1 protein-coding gene (cut by a window edge) is annotated in these 26,180 nt (G+C 71.1%); it reads right to left on the bottom strand.

Annotation, left to right across the window (positions count from 1 at the left end):
- Window positions 1-26,180, bottom strand: the 5' portion of a protein-coding gene (locus D7X32_RS12695) for a non-ribosomal peptide synthase/polyketide synthase (RefSeq protein WP_120602795.1). Its footprint begins 6,094 nt before the window's first position; 26,180 of the gene's 32,274 nt are visible here — the first part of the coding sequence; the start codon lies at window positions 26,178-26,180; its stop codon lies off the left edge, out of view.

The following is a 26,180-nucleotide window of genomic DNA, read 5'->3' as shown; positions in this document are numbered from 1 at the left end:
TCCGGGGATTGGCGCAGCACGGCCTCCACCTCACCGGGCTCGATGCGGAATCCACGCAGCTTGAGCTGGAAGTCGGTGCGGCCCAGGAACTCCAAGGTGCCGTCATCGCGCCAGCGGGCCCGGTCGCCCGTGCGGTACAGGCGCGCACCCGGCGTGGCGGAGTGGGGGTGGGGGATGAACCGCTGGGAGGTGAGGTCCGGCCGCTGGAGGTAGCCCCATGCAAGGCCGTCGCCGCCCACGTACAGCTCACCGGGGAGTCCCGGCGGCAGGGGCTGGAGGTGCGCGTCCAGCACCCACGCGGTGGAGTTCGCCAGCGGCTTGCCAATGGGCACCGACCGCTCCACGGTGTCCCTGGCGCGCAGCGTATGCGTGGTGGAGAAGGTGGTGTTCTCCGTGGGGCCGTAGCCGTTGACGAGCACGGCGTCCGGCGCCATCCGCGCCAGATGTTCCCGCACGCGAGGCACGGGCAGCACGTCGCCGCCGGCCAGTACCTGCCGCACGCTCGCGAGCGAAGCGCCTTCGTGCAGGACCATCTGTTCGAAGAGCGCGGCGGTGAGCCACAGCGTGGTCACGCCCTCCACGACAAGCAGCGTGCCCAGCTCCGCCAGCGACAGCGCACGCGGCGGTGCCAGCACCAGCTTCGCGCCGTGCAGCAGCGCGCCCCAGAGCTCAAGTGTGGACGCGTCGAACGCGACCGGCGCGGCCTGGAGGAACACCTGCTCCGGACCGAAGGCGATGAAGCCATTGCCCCGGACCAGGCGCACGATGCCCCGGTGGGGCACGCTGACGCCCTTGGGGCGGCCCGTGCTGCCCGACGTGAACATCACGTAGGCCAGCGCCTCCGCGGGCACTCGCACGTCCAGCGCCGTGTCCGGCTGCTTCGTGATCCGGTCCCACTCCGCGTCCAGCAGGACCAGGAGCCCGGCCACCGCGGGCAGTTCGTCCGCCAACGCCTCCTGCGTGACGAGCACGCTGACGCCCGCCTCCTGAAGCACCCAGGCTGTGCGATCCGCCGGGGCCTTTGCCTCCACTGGCACGTAGGCAGCCCCCGCCTTGAGGATGCCGAGCATGCCAGTGATCAGCTCGGGTGAACGCTCCACGCACAACCCCACGCGGTCTCCGGGCCGCACGCCCAACCGGCGCAGGTGGTGCGCGAGCTGGTTCGAGCGCCGATCCAGTTCGGCGTACGTGAGCTCACGCGCCGCGTCCGCGGACAGGGAAGTTCCCGGACCCGCGGGCATCCTCACGGCGATGGCGTCCGGCGTGCGCGCGGCCTGCTCCGCGAACAGCACGGGCACGGAGGCGTCACACGGATAGTCCGTCGCGGTGTTGTTCCAGGTGACCAGCACCTGTTGCCGCTCCTCTGGGGTGAGCAGTGGCAGGCGCGTCAGCCGGGTCCCTGGCGCGTCCATCGCGGCGTCGAGCAGCACCTTCAGCTGGCTGACCATCCCGGCCACCGTGCCGGGCGTGAACAGGGCCGTGTTGAAGTTGAGGCCTCCCGTGAAGCCCTCGGGAGCGCGGTGCAGCAGCAACTCCAGGTCGAAGCGGATGGCGCCCGGGTCTGCGTTCATCGGTTGGAACGTCAGGCCGGGCAGGGCCAGCGGCGGCAGCGGCGCGTTCTGCAGCGTGAAGGTGACCTGGAAGAACGGTGTGCGGGATGCGTCGCGCGCGGGGTGCAATTCCTCGACGAGCTTCTCGAACGGGAGGTCCTGGTGCTCGTAGGCGCCCAGGGTCGTGTCCCGCACGCGCGTCAGCAGCGAGAGGAACGTGTCGTCGTCACGCAGCCGCGTGCGCAGGACGACGGTGTTCGCGAAGTAGCCGATGAGTGCCTCGGACTCGGCGTGGCGGCGGCCCGCGATGGGCGAGCCCACCAGCACGTCGTCCTGGCCGGCGTAGCGGCCGAGCAGCACCTGGAACGCGGCCAGCAGCACCATGTACGGCGTGGCGCCTTCGCGCTTCGCCAGGGCCTCCAGGGCTTCGCTCGAAGTCAGCGGAAGGGCGAACGGCATCAGCGCACCCTGGAAGGTCTGCCGGGCCGGACGCGGATGATCCGTGGGCAGCTCCAGGTGCGACGGCGCGCCTTCCAGCTGACGCCGCCAGTAATCAAGCTGCGCGTCCAGCACCGCGCCCTGCAGCCAGCCCCGCTGCCACAGCGCGTGGTCGGCGTACTGCACGGGCAACTCGGGCAGTGGGGAGGGGAGGTCGCGCGAGAGCGCGGCGTAGAGCGCGCCCATCTCGTGCACCAGGACGCCGGTGGACCAGCCGTCGGAGATGATGTGGTGCAGGTTCAGCACCAGCACGTGCTCCGTGGGCGACAGCTTCAGCATCAGGGCCCGGAGGAGGGGCCCCTGCTCCAGGTCGAACGGCGCGCGTGCTTCCTCGGTGGCGAGCCTCGATGCCTCGGCGCGGCGCTGATCCAGGTCTGGAATGCCGCCGAGGTCCACCTGGCGCACGGGCAGCGGACCAGGCGCGTGGATGACCTGCTCCGGGGCTCCTTCGTACTCGCGGAACGTGGTGCGCAGCACTTCATGCCGGCGCAGCAGCCGGTCGAAACTCCGCTGGAGCGCGCCGAGGTCGAGCGTGCCTTCCAGGTGCAGCGAGAACGGCAGGTGGTACGCCGCGTCCGCGACGCCCAGTTGGTGGATGAACCACAGCCGCTGCTGCGCGAACGACAGCGGCAGCACGGCGGGCCGCACCCCACGGGTCAACGGTGTGAGGCCGGTGGGATTGGTTGTCTCCTGGGGAAGCGGAGCCGGGGCCACGGCTCCGGACGGAGCGATGCGCCGGGCGAGTGCCTCCACGGTAGGGGCCTCGAACAACGTGCGCAGCGGCACCTCGCGGCCCAGGCGCGCCCGCACTCGCGCGGCCACCTGGGTCGCGAGCAGCGAGTGGCCACCCAGCTCGAAGAAGCTATCGCGCACGCCGACGCTCGCGATGCCGAGCACCTGCGCGAAGATCTCCGCCAGTGCGCGCTCGGTGTCGTCGCGCGGGGCGATGGGCTCCGCGCGTCTCGTGGTGGGCGCGTCCGGCGCGGGCAGGGCCTTGCGGTCCACCTTGCCGCTGGAGGTGAGCGGCAGCGCCTCCAGGCGGACGATGGCGGAGGGCACCATGTATTCGGGCAGCCGCGAGTGCAGGAGCGCGCGCAGCCCCGCCGTGTCGAGCGTCCCGCCGTCGACGCTGACGTAGGCGACAAGGCGCGGTCCTCCGGTGACGTCCTGGCGCACGACAGCCACGGTGTCGCGCACTCCGGGCCACGATTGGATCGCGGCTTCGATGTCCCCCAGTTCGATGCGGAAGCCGCGCAGCTTCACCTGGAAGTCGGCGCGGCCCAGGTACTCCAGCGTGCCGTCCGCGCGCCACCGGGCGATGTCCCCCGTGCGGTACAGACGGGCACCGGGCGTGTCGCTGAAGGCGTCGGGGATGAAGCGCTCGGCCGTGAGGGCAGGGCGTCTCCAGTAGCCCCGGCCCACCTGTACGCCACCGATGAACAACTCCCCCGGGATGCCCATGGGCACCGGCTGGCCGTGGACATCCAGGATGTACATGCGCGTGTTGGCCACGGGCCTGCCGATGGGGACGACTCGCAGTGTCGCGTCGCGCGGACACTCCCAGGATGTGACGTCCACGGCGGCCTCGGTGGGGCCGTAGAGGTTGTGCAGCGTGGCGTGCGGCATGCGCGCCTGTGCACGGAGCACCAGGTCCGCGGGCAGGGCTTCGCCGCTGCACATCACCTGACGAAGCCGCGTCAGGGACTCCATGCCGGGCTCTTCGACGAAGGCGCGCAACATGGACGGCACGAAGTGCGCGGTCGTCACGCCTTCGCGGGCCATCAGCGCCACCAGGTAGTCCGGCTCCTGGTGTCCGCCGGGCCGCGCGAGCACCAGCCGCGCGCCCGTCATCAGGGGCCAGAAGAACTCCCACACGGACACGTCGAAGCTGAACGGCGTCTTCTGCAACACCGTGTCCGAAGGCGTCAGGCCGTAGCGCGCCTGCATCCAGCGCAGGCGGTTGACGACACCCGCGTGCGCGTTCATCGCGCCCTTGGGACGGCCCGTGCTGCCGGAGGTGAAGATGACGTAGGCGAGCGAGTCGTCACCGGCCAGCGGCGGAGGCTGGACGGTGGGTTCGCGCGCGATGGTCTCCCATTCGGTGTCCAGCGCGATGACGTGCTCGGTGCTGAGGGGCAGGGCGGCGAGGGCGGCCCCTTTTGCATCCCCTGCGATGAAGTGCGCGGCGGGCGAAGGCAGAGCGACGCGGACGGCCTCCTGCGCAGCCTGCGTGATGACGTGCGCGGCGGGCGAAGGCAACGCGGCGCGGAAGTGCTCCTGGATGAGGAGCACGGGCGCGGCGGTGTCCTCCAGCATCCCGGCGAGCCGCTCCGCGGGCGTGGCCGGATCCAGCGGCACGTAGGCCGCGCCGGACTTCAGGACGCCCAGGAGGGCGACGACCATCTCCAGGGAGCGCTCCATGCAAACGCCCACCAGGGTCTCCGGGCCTACGCCGCGCGCCCGCAGGTGGTGCGCGAGCTGGTTGGCCCGGGCTTCGAGCTGCGCGTACGTGAGGCGCTGGTCCTCGAACTGGAGCGCGATGGCCTCCGGTGTGCGTTCAGCCTGGGCCTCGAAGAGGCGGTGGAGCGTGGCGCCGGACGGGAAGTCCACCTGCGTGTCGTTCCAGCCGCGCAGCACCTGTTCGCGTGCGGCCAGCGTGAGCAGCGACAGCGTCGCGACCGGAGCATCCGGCGCGGCGACGACGGCCTTCGCCAGCACGGTCAGGTGCTCCGCCATGCGGACCAGGGTCGCTGCATCGAAGAGGGCGGTGGCGTACTCCAGGCGGCAGCGCAGGCCGTCGCGCTGTTCCCAGACCTCCAGCGTCAGGTCGAACTTGGACGTCGTCACCGGCACGTCCACGCCGCCAATCTGGAGCCCGGCGCCTCCCGGCGTCTGGGCCTCGGGCACGTTGATGACGTTGAGGACGGCCTGGAACACCGGCGTGCGGCTCAGGTCTCGAGGCACCTGCAGCACGTCCACCAGTTGTTCGAACGGCATGTCCTGGCGTGCGTATCCGCCCAGGGCCTGCTGCTTCACGCGAGTGACGAGCTCCCGGAAGCCCGGAGCCCCGCCGAGCTTCGCGCGGAAGGCGAGCGTGTTGACGAAGCAGCCCAGCAGGCCTTCCACCTCGGGGCGGGACCTGCCTGCGATGGGCGTGCCCACCGCGAAGTCGCCCTGTCCCGAGGTGCGGGCCAGCAGCACCTGGAACAGCGCCATCAGGACCATGAAGGACGTGGCGCCTTCACGGCGGCCCAACGCGAGGAGGGGTTCGGACAGCTCGCGAGGCAGGTGGAAGGCGTGGGCGGCGCCCGCGTAGGACTGCGCGGCGGGGCGGGGCCGGTCGGTGGGCAGCTCCAGCGGCGGTGTGCCCTGGAGCAGGTCCTTCCACCAGCGGGCCTGTTCCTCCAACACCGGTCCGGTCAGCCACGAGCGCTGCCACACGGCGTAGTCCGCGTACTGCACCGGCAGCGGCGGCAGGACGGAAGGAACACCGGCGCTGGCGCAGGCGTAGAGGACCGGCAGCTCGCGACTGAGGACCAGCGCGCACCAGGCGTCGGAGACGACGTGGTGCAGCAGCAGGTGGAGGACGTGCGTGTCGGGAGCCAGCCGCAAGAGCATCGCGCGGGCGACGGGCCCGGTGTCCAGGTGGAAAGGCGTCGCGGTGTACGCCTGGCAGCGGCGAAGCATGGCGGCTTCGCGCGCTTCCACCGTGTCGCCGGAAATGTCCTCCGTCTCCAGGGGAAGGGTGCCGGTCGCATGGATGACCTGCACGGCACCGTCATTGCTCAGGGCGTAGGTGGTGCGCAGGACCTCATGGCGTTCCACGAGCGAATGGAGCGCCGTCTGGAGCGCGGTGGCCTCCAGCGTGCCCGTGAGCCGGAAGATGATCGCGTTGTTGTAGGCGGTGCTCTCCGGTTCCAGCTCCTGGAGGTACCAGAGGCGCTGCTGCGCGAAGGACAGGGGCAGCGGCCGGTCGCGCGGTGCTCGCGGGATCGCCTGGATGGCACCCGAGGCCACGACGGCGGTGGGTGTTGGGCCGCCTGGAGCACGGGCCTGCGCGGTCGTGGCCGGCGCGCGCGATGCGGGCAGCTTGAAGGCAGGAAGGTTCACGGCCTCGACACGGCCATCCGCGCGCAGGCGCACGGGACGGCCCGTGCGGTAGAGGCTCGCGGACGCACTCCGCGGATGCGGCACCAGTCGCACCGGCGCCTCACCCGCCGCCTTCCAGAGCGCGACAGGCAACCCCGCACCCGACAGCGCCAGTTCTCCGACGACGCCCGCGGGCACGGGTTCCCCCGCCGCATCCAGCACCCAGACGTCCAGTCCCGGAGGCAGCTTCTCCTCCGGTGCACGCGGCAACAGGCCTCCTTCACGTGCCTCGCCCGCGAGCAGCACGTCGCCGCCCGCCGTGCGCTGGAGCGCCGACGCCAGCTCCGGCGACGCGTTCTCCAGGACCCATGCACCTACGGGTGCCAGGGCCTCACTCGCTCCCGCGAGGTCTGTCAACGCTCGGGCCAGCCGCGCCGTGGTGTTCACCAGCACCGCGCCCGACTGCCGCGCCAGGGACAACAGTTCCTCTGCATCCGTCGCCTGCTCGCCGCGCACGCGCCACGCGTGTGACGACGCATCGGCGGCCAGGGCCTCCCGCACCGTGGCCAATCGCCGGAGCCCTTCAAGGACGACCGGCGTCTCCAACCCGAAGTCGATGAGGCACGTCACCTCGTCCACGTCCGAGGCCCGCACCTCGCGCAGCCGCTTGATTCCGCTCTCCACCGTGCCGATGAGGCCGGTGCCCTTCGCGTGGTGTTCGAAGGTGTGCTCCAGCAGCGCGTCAATGTCCTCGCGGGACACCTTGGCGATCTCCCCCTGGTATCCCTGCGCGGCGAGCAGCGACGTCGTGATGTCCGCCGAACTCCGGAAGTACGCCAGCAGCGGCTTGCGCACCTGCCGGAGGACCTCGGCTTCGTCGTCACCCAGGTACGTGTGCAGCATGCACGTGATGTGGCCCCGGCCCGGATGCCCGTTGCGGCGCCACGCTTCGCGGTAGAGGGCCACCTTCGGCTTCAGCTCCTCCAATGAGTGGGCGAAGAGGCCCGTGAGGACGCCCGCGCCCAGCTCGCCCGCGAGCCGGAACGTCTCCGGATTCGCGGTGGCGGTGAGCCACACGGGCAACTCCTTCTGCACGGGCTTCGGGCGCAGGCCCACCTCCACGGTGACGCCGTTGCCGCCCGGGCGCCGCAGCCGCTCGCCTCGCCACAGGCCGCGCAGCGTCTCCAGGTGGCGCAGCAGGATGGTGCGCCGGTCGGCGTAGTTCCCGGGCGCGAAGATGAAGTCCTGCACGTGCCAGCCCGTGGCGACAGACACGTCCACTCGGCCCTGCGACAGGTTGTCCACGACGGCCCACTGCTCCGCGACGAGCAGCGGATCATGCAGGGGAAGCACGACGCTGCCGGAGCGCAGGCGCAGGTTGCGCGTGACGGCCGCGAGCGCGGCGGAGACCACCGCGGGCTGCGGATAGATGCCGCCGAAGGAGTGGAAGTGCCGCTCGGGCGTCCAGATGGCGGAGAACCCATTCGCATCCGCGAACTTCGCGCCCTCCATCAACAGTTCGTACTTGGGCCCGGTGAGCGAGTCCTCGTCGTTGGCGAAGTACGACAGGCTGAGCTGAAGCGGACGCGCCGCTCCTTCGTCAGCGCCCCGGCGCGACGCGGTGGCCTCGGAAGGAAACAGCACGCGCAGCCCGCGTGACAGGGCCCAGAGGGCTTCCAGTTCGGGCTTCTCGGGAGCGGGTCCGGAGGCGGCGAGCCAGGTCGTGCCCGGCGCCGGATGCAGCCGCGCATCCAGGCCCGCGTAGAAGCCCGTGAGCGACGTGTGACTCAACGCCCACGCAGGCTGCCCCGCGCTCATGGGCAGCAGCCACGCCAGGGACTCCGGCGTGGGAAGAGGAAGCGCCGTCTCCACCGTCACGGGTGATGCGTCCCCCATCACCTCTTCGACGTGCAGGACGCGCGAGGCTTCCAGTCGCGTGGAGGTGAAGAGCCCCCGCCAGGTGACGAGCCGGGGCACGACGCTGCCTTCCACGGCATAGACGGCCAGCGAGTCCAGCTCCGTGGGCCCGAGCGCCACCGGTGCGCCACCCCCCTCCAGCACCCCCCACAGCGCGGCCAGCTTCTCCGGCGATGCCCGGAGGCAGAGCGCCACGGGTTCTCCCGGCCGGAGCCCCTGTTCCCGCAACCGCAGGGCGAGCCGCCGCGCACGCGTGGCCAGCTCCCGCCAGGTCCAGGTCCGCCCTGCCTGCTCCACGGCGACGGCGTCCGGCTGCCGCAGCAGGTGTTCTCTCAGCCGTGCGGGCAGGACCGGGGCCTGCGTGACGGGCGGAGGCGCGGGCCAATCGCGGCGGTCGGCTTCGGTGGCCAGCGGCAGGCGGGAGAGGGGCTCCTCGGGCCGGGCCAGCGCCGCGCCGAGCAACACCTGGAGATGCTCCAGCATCCGCCGCGCGGTGGAGGCGTCGAACAGCTCCGTCGCGTACTCCAGCGCGCCGTGCACGCGGCCGGGTTCCTCGGTGAGGATGAGCGTCAGGTCCGACAGCGTGGCGCCCCACTGCACGGGCGTGCCCGGCACTTCGATGAAGGTGCCCCGCGCGCCGACGGCCGCCAGCGCGTCGCCGCCCATCTCCAGGTTCGAGTGGTAGACGAACACCGTGTCCGTCATTCGCTCCCGGCCGATGTCCCGTCCGGGGACGAGCTGTTCGACGAGCAGCTCGAACGGAACGTCCGGCCGCGATTGCACGTCGGTGACTTCACGCCGCACGCGGTGCAGGAGCTCGCGGAAGCTGGGGTCGTCCCCAACGTGGGTGCGGAACGCGGCCGAGTGCGCCACATAGCCGATGAGCGGCAGCAGCTCCGGCCGCGTGCGGTTGCCGATGGGCGTGCCGACGATGAGGTCCGCCTGCCCGGTGTAGCGATGCAGGAGCGCGTTCCACGCGGCGAGCACCGTCATGTACGACGTGAAGCCCTCGTTGCGCCCGAAGGCGACGAGCGCTTCGGCGAGCGCTGGCGGGAAGTCGAGCACCATGCGCTCGGAGGTGAGCGGGCAGTTCGAGGGCCGGGGCCGGTCCGTGGGGATGCCGAGCTGCCGGGGCATGCCGGCCAGCCGCTGATGCCACCCCTGTTCCTGTTCGGGGAAGCGGGCTTCCGCGAGCGACTGCCGCTGCCACGCGCCGAAGTCCGCGTACTGCACGGGCAGGGGCGCCAGCGGGGACGGCCGGCCCTGGAGGAAGGCGGCGTAGAGCTGTCCCACTTCCTGGAGGAAGAGCGACGTGGAGAGCGTGTCGCAGACGATGTGGTGGATGGCGCAGACCAGCAGGTGCAGGTCCGCGCGCAGGCGCACGAGCGTGGTGCGCAGCACGGGGCCCCGCACCAGATCGAAGGGACGCGCGGCGTCCTCGCGGGCGATGCGGAGGGCGGCCTCCTCGCGTTCCTCGGGCGTGCCTTCCACCGCCAGGATGGGAAGCGGGATGCGCACGAAGGAATGGAAGCGCTGCACGGGCCGGCCGTCCACGGCGTCGTAGGTGGTGCGCAGGGCCTCGTGGCGCTGGACGACCTCCTGGATGGCGCGCTCCAGGATGGCGGCGTCGGCGGGGCCTTCCAGGCGCAGGACGAAGGGGATCGTGTAGGCGGACAGTCCGGGGAGGTACTGCTCCAGACGCCAGACGCGCTCCTGGACGAAGGACAGGGGCAGCGGTTCCGTCCGGGAGCGGGGCACGAGGGGCAGCTCGCGCGTGGGCTCCTGCGCCGGAGCATCCTGGAGCAGTGGTTCGATGCGGGAAGCAAGGCCCGCGACGGTGGGCGCTTCGAAGAGCGCGGCCAGCGGCACCTGGACGTGGAAGGCGTCGCGGAGCTGGTTGAGCAGCTGCGCGGCCATGAGCGAGTTGCCGCCCAGCTCCAGGAAGTTGTCGTCGCGGCCGACGAAGTCCACGCCCAGGCGCTCACGCCACAGCGTGGCGATCCGGACCTCCACGTCACCGCGAGGCGCGTCCTCACGGCCACCGACGACAGGAAGGGCAGGGCGCTCCACGGGGGGCGCCGTCAACGCGCCCTTGCTCACGGACGAAGCGGAAGATGGCGCGGGCCTTTCAGCCGTTGCAGCCACCGGAGGCGCACGCGATGCCGGAGCCGCTTCCCTGGAGAGGCCGCCAACCGGCAGCGGTATCGTTGTCACCGTGGCAGGAAGGACCTTGGACGCGGAGGAGGGGACCACCGCTTGGGCTCCACTCTCGGCGATGTGGCGTGGTGCGGACGTCTGCGCAACGCCCGGCCCGGTGGCCCCCGTCTCCACGGGAGCACTGCCCTGAACGCGAGGCTCCACCCAGCAGCGCTTGCGCTGGAACGAATACGTCGGCAGGTGCACGCGGCGGCGCTGCTCGTGGGCGTAGAACGCGGGCCAGTCCACCTCCAGGCCCTGCATCCACAGCTCACCCACGCACTGGAGCAGTCCCGACTGTTCTGTCGTCGCACCGCCCCGGCGCAGCGACGCGAGTGCCTTCACGCGCTCTTTGTCCTCGCCCAGGCACGCGCGCATCAGCGGGGTGAGGTCCTGGCCGGGCCCCACCTCCAGCAGCACGCTGCAACCCTCCTCCAGCAGGGCCCCCACCGCGTCGGTGAAGCGCACGGGCCGCCGCATCTGCGTGGCCCAGTAGTCCGGAGTGCCCAGCTCGCCCGGACGCGCCAGCGCCCCCGTGAGGCTGGAGACGTACCGCACGGAGGGCTCACTCCGATGGAGCGAACCCACCACTCGTGCCAGCTCCCCCATCAGCGGCTCCACGTCCGCCGAGTGGAACGCATGGCCCGACGGCATCCGCACCGCGCCCGCCTTGCGCTGCTGCAACACCGCCTGGAAGCGCTCCACCTCCTCCACGGGCCCGGAGACGACACACCGGTCCGGCGCATTGAGTGCCGCGATCGTCAGGCGGCCGGAGAGCAGGGGCTGGACCTCCGCCGCCGGCAACGCCACGCCGAGCATCGCGCCTGGAGGCAGCCGGTGCATCAGCTCCCCCCGAGCCACGGCCAGCCGCAGGGCATCAGCCAGTGAGAGCACGCCCGCGACACAGGCCGCGGCGTACTCGCCGAAGCTGTGACCCAGGACGGCATGCGGAACGATGCCCCACGCCTGCCACAGCCGGGCCAGCGCCACCTGCACCGTGAACAGCGCGGGCAGCGCGACGCGCGTGTCGGAGAGCGTGGCGGAAGCCTCCGCCTCCTGGCCCGGTCCCGGGCGCAGCAGTGCCTCCACCCGCGAACGCAGGGGCGCATCCAGCAGCGCAAGGCACGCATCCACCTGCGCGCGGAACGCCGGCACGGATGCGTACAGCTCACGCCCCATGCCCACCTGCTGTGAGCCCTGTCCGGAGAAGACGAAGGCCACCCGCTTCCGGCGCGCCCCCTCCACGTCCTTCAACCGCGCGGGCGTGGCCGGTTTGCGAAGCTGCTTCGCCAGGTCCGCCGCATCCTTCGCGACCACCGTGCGCCGGTACTCGAACCCACGCCGTCCAACGGCCTGCGTGTATGCCGCGTCCGCGAACCCACTCCCATCCCCCGAGACCTCCACGGAGAACCGGGCCGACAACGCCTCCAGGGACTCGGGCGAACGCGCCGACAGCACGCGCAGCGCCAGCTGCTTCGCCGCCGCCTCCAGTGCTTCTGGCGAACGCGCGGACAACACCTGATCCGCCAACTTCAAGGACGCCGCCTCCAGCGCCTCCGGAGACCGGTCCGCCAGCACATGCGACGCCAGCGCCAGCGCTCCCTCCTCCAGCGACTCCGGCGAGCGCGCCGACAGGACGAAGAGCTGGTGCGAGCGCGACGTCGGGCCACTCCGGACGACCGGCGCTTCCTCCAGCACGGCGTGCGCATTCGTCCCGCCCACGCCAAAGGAACTCACCGCCGCGCGCCGAGGCGTCTTCCCCCGAGGCCAGGGCCGCAAGCGCGTATTGACGAAGAACGGCCCGGCGTAGAAGTCGATGCGCGGGTTCGGCGCTTCGAAGTGGAGGCTGGGAGGAATCTCCTCCTCGCGCAGCGACAGCGCGGCCTTGATGAGCCCCGCGAGTCCCGCCACCGTGTCCAGGTGGCCCACGTTCGTCTTGAGCGAAGCCAGCGGGATGGTGCCCCGGTGCTCAGGGCCCAGGCCATAGGCGCGCTGGAGCGCGGCGACCTCGATGGGGTCGCCCAGCGGCGTCGCCGTCCCGTGCGCCTCCACGTAGCCGATGTCCCGTGCCGCCACGCCCGAACGGCGCAGCGCCTGGGTGATGACGGCTGCCTGTCCCTGCACGCTGGGCGCGGTGAAGCCGGACTTATCGCGCCCGTCGTTGTTGACGGCGGTGGCTCGGATGACGGCGTGGATGGGGTCGCCGTCGCGGACCGCGTCCTCCAGCCGCTTGAGCACCACCGCGGCCACGCCGCTGCCGGAGACAGTGCCCTGGCCCTTCGCATCGAAAGCGCGGCAGTGGCCGTCCGGGGAGTAGATCATCCCTTCCTGGTGCACGTAGCCGGTGCGCTGCGGCACCGACAGCCGCGTCGCGCCCGCGAGCGCCACGTCCGACAGCCCGGACAACAGGTTCTGACACGCGACGTGCACCGCCACGAGCCCCGTGGAGCACGCCGTGTACACGAGCATGCTCTCGCCGGTGAGCCCCAGCTTGTAGGACACCTTCGTCGGCAGGCTCTGGTAGGTCGCGGTGCCAAACAGCTCGAAGAACGCGGCCGAGTCCAACGGCAGATGCCGCTGCACCTCGTTCGCGTAGCCGGATTCGTTCGCCCCCGCGAAGAGCGAGATGACGCCCGGGAAGCGAGCGGGGTCGATGCCCGCGTCCTCCAACGCCGCCCACGCGCACTGGAGGAACATCCGCTGCTGCGGGTCGGTCCACTGCGCCTCGCGCAGCGACATGTCGAAGAAGGCGGGGTCGAACTGATCGATGTCCGTGAGCACGCCGTGGGCCGGCACGAACCCCGGGTGCTGTGACAGCTCCACGCCCGGCGGCAGGCCGGGCATCTGTTCCAGCTCCTCGGGCGTGAAGCGGGAGATGGACTCCACGCCTTCGCGCAGGTTGCGCCAGAACTCCTCCACCGACGCCGCACCGGGGAAGCGCCCGGACATGCCGATGATGGCGATGGCGTTCGACGGCAGCGCGGCCGTCCCGTCCGTCGCGATCCTCGAAGGCGCAGGCTCAGGAGCCGAAGCAGACATGGAAGGCACCGACGCGGGGATTGAAGCGGAGCCGGAGCCCATGGGCATCGCGGCGGACGCGGGCGCGGATTGCAGGGGCATGAAGGGCTCCGTCAGTGACGTAGCGCCAGGGATCGCGTGCGCCATGGGGTTCGGCGCGGGCTCGGGGGCAGGCCGTGAGCTCAGCCCCTCCCGCTCCAGCCGCCGGGCCAGTCCGTGGACCGTCGGATGTTCGAACAACCAGACCACGGGGACGTCGCGCTGGAGCGCCTCGTGCAGCCGGCTGGCGACGCGGACCACGGTGAGGGACGTGCCCCCCAGGTCCTCGAAGAAGTGGTCGTGGACGCCCACGCTCCGGGCTCCCAGCTCCCGGGCCCAGGTGGTGGCGAGCTCTTCTTCCAGCGGATCCGCGGGCTCCACGAACCGGCCCATTCGAGCACTGGCCGCGACATCCGGCGCGGGCAGCGACTGGCGATCCAACTTGCCCGTGGCGGTGAGGGGCAGGACGGGCAGCGGGACGAACGCGGCCGGGACCATGTACTCGGGCAGCCGTTGCCGCAGGTGTTCGCGCAGCGCGGGGACCTCCAGCACACCGGCCACCACGTAGGCGACAAGCCGCTTGTCACCGGGCACGTCCTCGCGCACGAGCACGGCGGCATCGGTGACGGCGGGCCAGTCACGGAGGGCGGCTTCGACCTCGGACAGTTCGATGCGGTAGCCGCGCACCTTCACCTGGCTGTCGATGCGGCCCAGGAACTCCAGGCTCCCGTCCGCGCGCCAGCGCACGCGGTCTCCCGTGCGGTACACGCGCTCTCCGGGCGTGGTCGCGAAGGGGTGGGGGATGAAGCGCTCGGCGGTGAGGTCCGCGCGGGAGAGGTAGCCCCGCGCGAGCCCGTCCCCTCCGATGAGCAGCTCACCCGGCACGCCCACGGGTACCGGCCGCAGCGAGCCGTCCACCACGAACGTCCGCGTGTTCGGCAGGGGAGGCCCGATGGGGATCGCCTCGCCCGGGACGTCCTCGGGCCGGTCCATGCGGAGGCAGCAGGTGAAGACGGTGGCCTCGGTGGGTCCGTAGCCGTTGACCACCGGAAGGCCCAGCGTCTCCACCACGCGGCGCGTGTGCGTGGGGGACAGGACATCTCCGCCCACGAAGAGCTGCCGCAGTCCGCGCAGCACCTCCAGCTTCACGTCCACCACCTGCGCGAACAAGCCCGCGGACAGGTAGAGCGATGTGACGCCGTGGCGGCGGATGACCTGTCCCAGCAGCTCCAGGTCGGTGGGTGGCTGGGGCGGGAAGACCACGAGCCTGCCTCCGGACAGCAGCGGTCCCCACAGCTCCAGCGTCGACGCGTCGAACGACAGCGGAGCCATCAGCAGGAATGACTCGTCCGGAGTGAAGCGGGCCCAGGTGGCACCGTGCAGCAGCCGCAGCACGCCCCGGTGCTCCACGGCGACGCCCTTGGGACGGCCGGTGCTGCCGGAGGTGAAGTCCACGTACGCGAGGTTCCGCGAGGAGAGCGCCACGTCCGGCGCGGTGGAGGGCTGACCCTCCAGGCGCGTCTCTTCCACGAAGACGCACGGCACGCCTTCCGCGACCGGCAGCGAGGCCCGCAGCGCGCGGGTGGTGACGAGCAACCGGGGCGGCGCGTCCTCCAACATGAGGGCCAGGCGCCGCGCCGGATACGCGGCATCCAGCGGAACGTAGGCCCCACCCGCCTTGAGGATGGCCAGGAGCGTGACGACAAGCTCCGCGGAGCGCTCCAGGCACACCGCCACCAGCGCATCCGGCCCCACGCCCTGCGAGCGCAGCACCCAGGCCAGCGCATTCGCCCGGGCATCGAGCTTTGAGTACGTCAGCCGCGCATCACCGAACTCCAGCGCGATGGCCTCCGGACGCCGAGCGGCCTGGAGCGCGAAGCGTTCCACGAGGTTCGACTCACGCGGGTAGTCCACGCCGGTGGCGTTCCAGTCCGTGAGCACCTGCTGGCGCTCCTCGGGCGTGAGCCATTCCAGCCGGGCCAGGGGCGCGTCCGGCGCGGCGACGGCGGCCTCCAGCAACGTCCGCAGATGTCCGGCCAGCCGCTCCACCGTGGGGCGCTCGAAGAGGTCCGTGCTGTATTCGAGGACGCCGCGCAGACCGTCCGGCGCCTCATGCAGCAACAGGCCCAGGTCGAAGCGCGCCGTGGCGTTGTCCACCGGCACGGGCCGCAGCGTGAGTCCCGGCGCCTTCAACTCGCCGGTGGGCGCGTTCTGGAGCGCGAACACCGTCTGCACCAGCGGATTGCGGCTCAGGTCGCGAGCCACCTGGAGCTCCTCCACCAGCTTCTCGAAGGGCAGGTCCTGGTGCTCGAAGGCGGCGAGCGCCGTGGCCCGCACCTGGGCGAGCAGCGTCCGGAACGAGTCCCCCGGACGCACCCGCCCGCGAAGCACCAGCGTGTTCACGAAGAAGCCGACCAGCCCCTCCAGCTCCGCGCGGTCCCGGCCCGCGATGGGCGAACCCACCAGCAGCTCCTCCTGCCGCGAGTACCGCGACAGCAGCACCTGCCACACCGCGAGCAACGCCATGTACGGCGTCGCGCCTTCCGAACGGCCCAGCATCACCAGCCGGTCCACTACGCCTGACGGAAGGTGCACGGGGAGCAGTGCCCCCTTCGTGGACTGGAGCGCTGGACGCGCCTTGTCCGTGGGCAGCTCCAGCACCTGGGGCGCCCCGGCGAGGTGCTGCTTCCACCACGCCACCTCCCTCGTCAGCACGTCCCCCTGGAGCCAGGAGCGCTGCCACACGGCGAAGTCCGCGGGCTGCACCGGCAGTGTCGGCAACACGGGCATCCGGCCGGAGGAGAAGGCCTCGTAGCCCTCGGCCACTTCGCGGACCAGCACGCCCATCGACCAACCATCGGAGACGATGTGGTGCATGCACAGGAGCAACAGGTGCTCCCTTGCCTCCAGGCGCAGCAGCCGCGTGCGCAGGAGCGGGCCCCGAACCAGGTCGAAGGGAAGCGCTGCTTCCTCCACGGAGCGCCGCCTGGCCTCGTCTTCGCGGGACTCCTGGGGCACGGTGGTCAGGTCCGTGATCGGGAGCACCCACGCCTCCGCCGCGTGCACCTGCTGAACGGGCTGTCCGTCCTTCATCGCGAAGGTGGTGCGCAGGGCTTCGTGGCGGGAGACGACGAGCTCCAGCGCGCATCGCAGCGCCTCCACGTCCAGCGCGCCGTCCAGCCGCAGCGCGGTGGCGATGTTGTACTGACTGCCGCCCGGACGCAGTTGCTCCACCACCCACAGCCGCTGCTGCGCGAAGGACACGGGCAGGTCCCGGTCCCTCGACGTGGCGACGAGCGCTGGAGTGCGCGGTCCCTCGACGCGCGAGAGGAGCTGGGCCTCCACACGCTCCGTGAGCCGGGCGACGGTGGGCGCGTCGAAGAGGGCGCGCAGCGGCAGCTCCACGCCGAAGGTCGAACGCAGCCGCGAGACGAGCTGCGTGGCCAGCAGCGAATGGCCCCCGATGACGAAGAAGTCATCGTGAAGTCCGACCGGCTCCAGGCGGAGCAGCTCCTGGAACAGCGTGGCGATGCGCTGCTGGAAGAGGGTCATCCGCTCCGGAGCCACAGGCCCGCTGGCGACAGCACGTGAATCCGGAGCAGGCAGGGCCTTGCGGTCCACCTTGCCCACGGGTGTGAGCGGCAATGCGTCCAGCGACACGAACGCGGAGGGCACCAGCGGCGAGGGCAGCCGTTCAGAGACGAAGGCGCGCAGCACCGCCGCCTCCACCGGAGCGCCCGGCACGTACCACGCCACGAGGCGATCCTCGATCACCCCGGCCACCGCGGCCTTCACGGACGGGTGCTGGCGGAGGGTGGCCTCCACTTCGCTCAGCTCGATGCGGAAGCCGCGCAGCTTCACCTGCGTGTCCATGCGGCCCAGGAAGTCCAGCGTGCCGTCCACCAGCCAGCGCACGCGGTCGCCCGTGCGGTACAGCCGCGCACCGGGCACATCACCGAACGGCGAAGGCACGAAGCGCTCCGCCGTCAGCGCGGGACGGCCCAGATAGCCTCGGGCCAGTCCATCACCGCCCAGGTACAGCTCGCCCGGGACCCCCACGGGCGCGGGCTGACCGTGCGCATCCAGCACGTACGTCTGGACGCGCGTCATCGGCCGGCCGATGGGCACCGACGTCACATGCTCCGGCAGGTCCACGATGTCGTGCGTGGTGACGCCCACGGTGGTCTCCGTGGGGCCATACAGGTTCACCAGCCGGCCCGGAGGCCCGGCGCGCAGCACCGCGCGAGCCGCATCCGCGTTCGCGGCCTCACCGGCATAGAGGACCGTCCGCATCGTGGCGAACGCGTCCGGCACTTCGCGGGCGACCGTGTGGAACAGCGCCGTGGCGAACAGGGCCGTGGTGGCGCCCACGTCGCGCAACGCGCGCGCCAGCTCCGCCGGGGCCAGCGTCACTTCACGCGGCAGGATGACGAGCCGCGCGCCGTTGAGCAGCGCGCCCCAGACCTCGAAGGTGGCCAGGTCGAACGAAGGCGTGCCGGCCTGCACCATGCAATCGTCCGGGCCCAGCTGGACGGAGTTCGTGTCCCGCACCAGGTGCACGATGGACTGGTGCGGGATGCCCACGCCCTTGGGAGTACCGGTGGAACCCGACGTGTAGAGCACGTAGGCCAGTTGCTCCGGCCTCACGGTGACGTCTTCGGAAGCGAGCCCCGGGGCCTGGCCGGGCCCATCCGCGTCCGGTTCCAGGCACACCGTGGGCAGGGAATGCTCAGGGAGGGCGCCCATCAGGTGCCGCTGCGCCACCACCGCGGAGATGCCCGAGTCCTCGAACATGAACGCGAGACGGGAGCGCGGATAGGCGGGATCCATGGGCACGTAACACCCGCCCGCTTCCAGGATGCCGAGCATCCCCACCACCAGCTCCAGGCCCCGCTCCACGCACAGCGCGACCCGGGCTTCAGGCTGGAGCCCGGAGGTTCGCAGGCGACGAGCCAGTCGCCGGGCCCGTGCGGCCAGCGCCGCGTAGGTGAGCACCTGGCCCTGGTGCTGAACGGCCACCGCGTCGGGAGCGCGGAGGGCCTGGGCCGCGAACAACTCCGGGACGGTGTGGGGCGCGAGCGGACGGTGCGTGGCGTTCCAGTCCACGAGCACGCGCTGGCGTTCCATTTCGCCGAGCAGTGAATGCTCCCGCACCGGCGCATCCGGGCGTGTCGTGAGCGCGCCGAGCAGCGCCTCGAAGTGCGCCATCATCCGGGTGACGGTTTCAGTGTCGAAGAGGTCGGTGCTGAAGTTGACGTCGCCGCTGAACGCGCCGTCCCGTTCCTGGAGGCTGAAGTCCAGGTCGAACTTCGCGGTGATGATCTCCCCGCCACGCAGCGCCAGGTGAAGGCCAGGAAGGTCCAGCGCATCCATGGGGGCGTTCTGGAACGTGAACGCCACCTGGAACAGCGGAGAGCGGCTCAGGTCGCGAGCGCCCTGCGTGCCTTCCACCAGCTTCTCGAAGGGAAGGTCCTGATGCGCGTACGCCGCGAGCGTCGTCGCCTTCACCTGGGCCAGCAGCGTCCGGAAGGAGGCCCGAGGGTCGATGCGTGCACGGAGCACCAGCGTGTTGACGAAGAAGCCGATGAGCCCCTCCGTCTCCGCGCGGTTGCGATTGGCGATGGCGGAGCCCACCAGCACATCGTCCTGGCCCGAGTAGCGCGACAGCAGCAGCTGGAAGCCCGCGAGCAGCACCATGAACGGCGTGGCGCCTTCCCGGGCCGACAGCGCCTTCACCGCGTCGGACACGCGTGGAGTCAGCGTCACGGGAAGCGAAGCGCCCCGGAACGACTGCGCGGAGGGGCGCGGGCGGTCGGTGGGCAACTCCAGCGCGGTGGGCGCGCCATCGAGCTGCCCCCGCCACCAGTCCAGCTCCGCCTGGAGCACGTCCCCCTGGAGCCAGGAGCGCTGCCACACCGCGAAGTCCGAGTACTGGAGGGGGAGGGGAGGCAACGCCGGAGGCTGCCCGGAAGCGAAGGCCCGGTACAGCGCGCCGAGTTCGCGAGCGAAGACCCCGATGGACCAACCGTCGGAGACGATGTGGTGCAGCGTGAGGAGCAACCAGTGCCGCCGTGAATCCAGGCGCAACAGCACGGCACGCATCAGGGGCCCCGTGCCCAGGTTGAAGGGCCGGACGGCCTCGGAGGCGGCGTGACGGTGCGCTTCGGCTTCACGGCGGTCGTCGGGAGTGGCCTCCAGCGAGACGACGGTCAGCGTGAGCGTTCCTTCGGACTGGGGCCGTTGGACCGGCGTGTCCCCTTCGGACCCGAACGTGGTGCGCAGGACTTCATGACGTCGCACCAGGGCCTGGAGGGACCGTTCCAGCGCGGAGGCATCCAGCTCCCCGTCGAGCACGAGGATGCCGGGCACGTTGTAGAAGGCGCTGCCGGGCTGGAGTTGATCCAGGAACCACAACCGCTGCTGCGCGTAGGACAGCGGTACGGGACCGGAGCGCGGCGAGGCCACGAGTGGCGGAGTCCTCGGACCGGATTCTCCCCGCGAGCGCAGGGCCGACACCCGGCCCGCGAGCCTCTCCACGGTGGGGGCGGCGAAGAGGTCGCCCAGGGGCAACTCCACGCCCAACGTTGAACGCAGGCGCGAGACCACCTGCGTGGCCAGCAGGGAGTGCCCGCCCAGGTCGAAGAAGTCATCGTGGATGCCCACGCGAGTGACGTGCAGCACCTCGGCGAACAGGGCCGCGAGCTGTTCTTCCACCGCGTCACGGGGCGCGACGTACGTGTCCGCCGAAGCCACGGGGACCTCGGGAGCAGGAAGGGCGGAGCGGTCCAGCTTGCCGTTGGTGTTGAGGGGCAGGGCGTCCAGCACCACGAAGGCGCTGGGGATCATGTAGTCGGGAAGCCGCTGCTGGAGGGCGGAGCGCAGTGCCGAGCCGTCCAGGGACTCACCGACGACGTAGGCCACCAGCCGCTTGTCTCCGGCGGTATCCTCTCGCATCACGGCCACGGCTTCGTGCACGCCTGGCAGACCGCGCAGGGCGGCCTCGACCTCGCCCGGTTCGATGCGGAAGCCGCGCAGCTTCACCTGGAAGTCGGTGCGCCCCAGGAAGTCCAACGTGCCATCCGCGCGCCAGCGCGTCCTGTCTCCGGTACGGTAGAGCCGTGCACCCGGCGTCGTGCTGAACGGATGGGGGACGAAGCGCTCGGCGGTGAGGGCAGGCTGGTGGAGGTAGCCCCATGCCAGTCCCTCGCCACCGGCGTACAGCTCCCCAGGCATGCCTGGAGGTACCGGCCGCATCGCCGGATCCAGCACGTAGGCGGTGGAGTGGGGCAGCGGACGCCCGATGGAAACGGCGGCTCCCACCGCGTCGCCCGCGTGCATGGCGTGGGTGGCGGAGAAGGTGGTGTTCTCGGTGGGCCCGTAGCCGTTGATCAACGCCGCGCCCGGAGGCAGCCGCGCCAGGTGTTCCCGCACGCGGGACGCCGGGAGCACGTCGCCTCCCGCCAGCACCTGCGACACGGAGGCGAGGGCCTCCGGATGGTGCACGGCCATCTGTTCGAAGAGGGCGGCCGTGAGCCACAGCGTGGTGACCTGGTGCCCGGTCAGCACCTCCGCGATGCGCGCGAGGGACAGCTCCCCCGGAGGCGCCAGCACGAGCCGGGCCCCATGCAGCAGCGCTCCCCAGATTTCGAGGGTGGACGCATCGAACGCGGCCGGTGCGAGCTGGAGGACGACCTCGTCCGGACCGAAGCGCATGAAGCCTGTATCCACCACCAGCCGCAGCACGGCGCGATGCGGAACACAGACGCCCTTGGGAGTTCCGGTGGATCCGGAGGTGAAGAGGACATACGCCAGCCGGTCGCCCGCCAAGCACGTGTCCGGCAGCGCGGTCTCCGGCCGCGTAGCCAGCTGGGACGCCTCCGCATCCAGCATCACCAGCGGCGTCAGCAGCGAAGGCAGTTCATCCGCGAGCGCCTCCAGCGTGACGACCATCGCCGCCCCGGACTGCTCCAGCTGGAGCGACCAGCGCTCGGGAGGCGCCTTCAGGTCGATGGGCACATAGGCGGCCCCGGCCTTGAGCACCGCCAGCAGCGAGACGATGAGGTCCGGCGAGCGGGGCAACAGCACGGCGACGCGGCTGCCCTCGGCGATGCCAGAGGCGCGCAGGTGATGCGCGAGCTGGTTCGCGCGCGCATCGAGTCGCGAGTAGGTCAGGCTTCCGGCTTCGGACACCAGCGCCACTGCGTCCGGAGTCCGAGCGACCTGTTCCGCGAAGCGGGCTGGGATGGACTGAGCGGAGAAGTCCGGAACGGCGGAGACCCCGCTCCACTCCGTCAGCACCTGACGCCGTGTCTCCGAGGGCATCAGCGACAGGCGCTCCATCGGGACTTCCATCTGCCCGGGAAGCACTTCCAGCAGCGTGGCGTAGCCCTGCATCAATCCCTGGAGGAAGGCCGCGTCGAAGAGGTCGGTGTTGTAGTGGAGGCTTCCGGTGATGCCATCCGCCGACTCTTCCAGGATGAGGCTGAAGTCGTACTTCGACGGTGTGAACGGAGGCGGCAGCTCGCGCAGCGTGAGGTCCGGCAGCCGCCACTCCGCGGTGGGCGCGTTCTGGAGGGTGAGGGTGACCTGGAAGAAGGGCGTGTGGCTCGGGTCGCGAGCGGGCTGGAGTTCCTCCACCAGCTTCTCGAAGGGAACGTCCTGGTGTTCGAAGGCGCCGAGCGTGGTGGCGCGGACCTGGGCCAGCAGCGTCCGGAACGAAGCGCGCGGGTCGATGCGCGCACGCAGCACCAGCGTGTTGACGAAGAAGCCGATGAGCCCCTCCGTCTCCGAACGGGTGCGGCCCGCGACCGGAGCGCCGACGCTGACGTCGTCCTGCCCGGCATACCGCGACAACAGGAATTGGTACGCGGCCAGCAGGACCATGAAGGGCGTAGACCCCGTCTGCCTCGCCACGGCATGCACGCCCTCCGTCAGCTTCCGATGCAGCCGCACCGCGAGCTGTGAGCCCGAGAACGTCTGCACCGCCGGACGCGGCCGGTCCGTGGGAAGCAACAGGAGCGGAGGCGCACCCGCGAGCTGCTCCCTCCACCACGCAAGCTGCGTGGAAAGCACCTCCCCCTGAAGCCACTGCCGCTGCCACGCGGCGAAGTCGGCGTACTGGAGGGAGAGCGGAGGAAGCGAAGGCGCCTGGCCGGAAGCGAAGGCCCGGTAGAGCGCGACCAGTTCGCGCACGAGCACCCCCGTGGACCAGCCGTCGGAAGCGATGTGGTGCGTGAGGACGAGCAGCACATGCCGCGTCTCTTCCAGCCCCACGAGCACCGCGCGGAAGATCGGTCCCCGGCTCAGGTTGAAGGGCCGCTGCGCCTGTTCGGAGATGACGTCCCGCAGCCGGGTCTCGCGTGCACTCGGGGGCAGTTCGTTCAGGTCCACGAATTCGAACGGGCACGCACCGTGGGCATCGATGCGCTGGACGGGGCCGCGTGCTCCGGAGGCGAACGTGGTGCGCAACACCTCATGCCGCTGGACCAGCGCATCCAGCGCCTGCCGCAGCGAGGGAACGTGGAGCTCGCCTTCGAGCAGGACGGTCCCTGGCAGGTTGTACGCAACGCCACCGGGCTGGAGTTGCTCCAGGAACCACAGCCGCTGCTGCGCGAAGGACAGCGCCAGCTCCCCCTCCCGGGACACGGGCTGCGGGGACGGCGCCTGGGACCCCTCGGTCCGGCCCCGCGCCTCATCCAGCGCCGAAGCCAGGGCCGCGATCGTGGGCGCCTTGAAGACCGAGCGCAGCGGCAGTTCGATCTGCAACGCCGCGCGGATGCGCGAAAGAAGCTGCGTGGCGAGCAGCGAATGGCCACCCCGCGCGAAGAAGTCGTCATGCACGCCCACGCGCTCCACGCGCAGCAACTCCGCCCAGAGCGCGGCCAGCCGCTCCTCCGTGGGCGTGCGCGGCGCGACGTACTCCGGAGCCACCACCGAGGCGACGTCGGACGTCGGCAGTGCCTTGCGGTCGACCTTGCCGCTGGGGGTCAGCGGCAGGGACTCCAGCGGGACGAAGGCTCCGGGCACCATGTACTCGGGAAGCTTCTCCGCGAGGAACGCGCGAAGGGCCTCCGCGCCTGGCACATCCGCACCGCCGACGAGATACGCCACCAGCCGCGTGTCGCTCGCCGTGACGCCCGCGAGCGCCACGACGACGGCCTGCCGCACGGTGGGATGCTGCTCCAGCGCGGCTTCAATCTCCCCCAATTCGATGCGCAGCCCGCGCACCTTCACCTGGAAGTCGGTGCGGCCCAGGTATTCGATGGCGCCGTCGGGCAGCCACCGGGCGAGGTCCCCCGTGCGGTACAGCCGGGCCCCGGGCGTGTCGCTGTACGCATCCGGAATGAAGCGCTCCGAGGTCAGGTCCGTCCGGCCCAGATAGCCGCGTCCCACCTGCACGCCGCCGATGAACAGCTCCCCGGGCACGCCCTGGGGCACCGGCCGCAGTGACGCGTCCAACAGCCGGATCCACGTATTCGCCACCGGAAACCCGATGGGCACGGCTCGCCCGAGCGCTGCGCGCACGCACTCGTACGCGGTGACATCCACCGCGGCTTCGGTGGGTCCGTAGAGGTTGTGCAGCCGGGCGCCCGGCAGCCGCGTCAGGCACCGTTCAGCCAGCTCCAGCGGCAGCGCTTCACCGCTGCACACCACCTGGCGCAACGACGCGCACCGCTCCAGGCCGGACGCTTCCAGGAACGCCTGGAGCATGGACGGCACGAAGTGCGTGACGGTGATGCGCTCCCGCGCGATGAGGTCCGCCAGGTAGTCCGGCTCCTGGTGTCCTCCAGGCCGCGCCACCACCAGCCGAGCGCCCGTCATCAGCGGCAGGAAGAACTCCCACACGGATACGTCGAAGCTGAACGGCGTCTTCTGCAACACCGCATCGTCTGGAGACAGCGGCAGCGCCCCCTGCATCCACAGGAGCCGGTTGACGATGCCCGCGTGCGCGTTCATCGCCCCCTTCGGCCGTCCCGTGCTGCCAGAGGTGAAGATGACGTAGGCCAGTGCGTCCTCGGAGCCCACGGGGGGCGGCGTCACGGATGGCTGCCGCGCCACTTCCGCCCACTGGGAATCCAAGCGGAGCACGGGCACGCCGACTCCGGCCGGCAGCCGCGCCGCCAGCCGTTCCTGGATGAGCACCACGGCGGGCCGCGCATCCTCGAACATCCACGCGAGCCGTTGCTCGGGCAGGGACGGATCCAGGGGAACGTAGGCCCCGCCCGCCTTCAACGTCGCGAGCAGCGCCACCACCAGCTCCAGCGACCGCTCCAGCATCAACCCGACGCGGATCTCCGGCCCCACGCCCATCGAACGCAGGTGCCACGCGAGCTGATTGGCCCGCGCCTCCAGCTGCGCATACGTGAGCGCCGTCTCTCCAAATGTGACGGCCACGGCCTCCGGCGTGCGGGCCACCTGCGCTTCCACCCACTGATGCAGCAGCACCCCGCGAGGAAACACCTCCCGAGGCCCGTTCCACGCATGGAGCACGCGCTGCCGCTCCGCCGCATCCAGCAGGCACAGCTCCGACAGGCGCGCCCCAGGGCGGGAGACGGCGTCCTCCAGCAGGACCCGCAGGTGCCCCATCAGCCGCACCATCGAGGCCTCGTCGAAGAGGGCAGTGCGGTACTCGGCGGTGAGGCGCAGTCCGTCCGCCTGTTCGAAGGCGAAGAGGGTGAGGTCGAACTGCGCGAACCCGCTGTCCACGAACTGCGCGTCCAGCGTCAGCCCCGGCAGACGCACGGCCGGAAGCGGCGTGTTCTGCAGGACGAACATCACCTGGAAGAACGGCGGAACGTCCAGGTGGCGCGGAGGCTGGAGGACCTCCACCAGCTTCTCGAAGGGCACGTCCTGGTGCGCGAAGGCCTCCACCGACGTCGCCTGCACGCGGCCGATGAGTGCGCGGAACGAAGGATCCCCCGCGAGCGATGTCCGCAGTGCGAGCGTGTTGACGAACAACCCGACCAGCGGCTCCAGCTCCGCGCGCGAGCGTCCGGCGACGGGCGTGCCGACCGTGAGGTCAGCCTGTCCGGAGTAGCGCAGGAGCAGCAGCTTGAAGCCCGCGAGCAGCACGGTGAAGAGCGTGGTGCCCTCCTGTCCCGCCAGGGCCGTGAGCCGCTGGACCAGCGGGCCCGGCAGCATCGCGGACATGGTCGCGCCCCGGCTGTCCGCCTGCCCGGTGCGGGGCCGGTCCGTGGGCAGCGACAGGACGGCCCGCGCATCCAGCCGCGAGCGCCACACGTCGAGCGCCGCCTCCAGCGCCTCACCCCGCAACGCCTCACGCTGCCACACGGAGAAGTCCGCGTACTGCAAAGCCAGCGAGGGCAGCACGGGCGCTTCCCCTGAAGCCAGGGCCGCGTAGAGGACACCCAGCTCGTGCACCAGCAGGCCCATGGACCAGCCGTCGGACACGGTGTGGTGCAGCGCGAGCAGCAACAGATGTTCGGTGGGAGAGACAGCGAACAGCACGGCGCGCAGCAGCGGTCCCTGCTCCAGGTCGAACGGCGCGCGGGCTTCCTCATGCAGCCGGCTCCAGGCCTCCTCGGCATTCGCTACTGGCACCACGGGCAGGGGCATGTGCAGCTCGGGCGCGATGCGCTGCCACGGCCGTCCATCCTGTTCCACGAAGGTGGTGCGCAGCACCGCGTGGCGGCGCACCACTTCATCCAGGCTGCTCGCCAACGAGGGCACGTCGAGCCGCCCCTCCAGCCGTACCGAATAGAGCAGGTTCAAACCGGCCTGCCCTGGAGTCAGCCGCTCCTGGAACCACATGCGCTCCTGACCGAACGACGCAGGAACACGCGAAGTGGGGCGGCGCTTCTCGCGCAGCAGTTCCGCCAGCCGCGCGCGCTTCTGCTCAGGGGTGGAAGCCAT

Origin of the sequence: Corallococcus carmarthensis (assembly GCF_003611695.1) — a bacterium.
Lineage (GTDB): Bacteria > Myxococcota > Myxococcia > Myxococcales > Myxococcaceae > Corallococcus > Corallococcus carmarthensis.
Note: the sequence above shows the minus strand (reverse complement) of the source record. Positions and strands in the feature narration are given on the sequence as shown.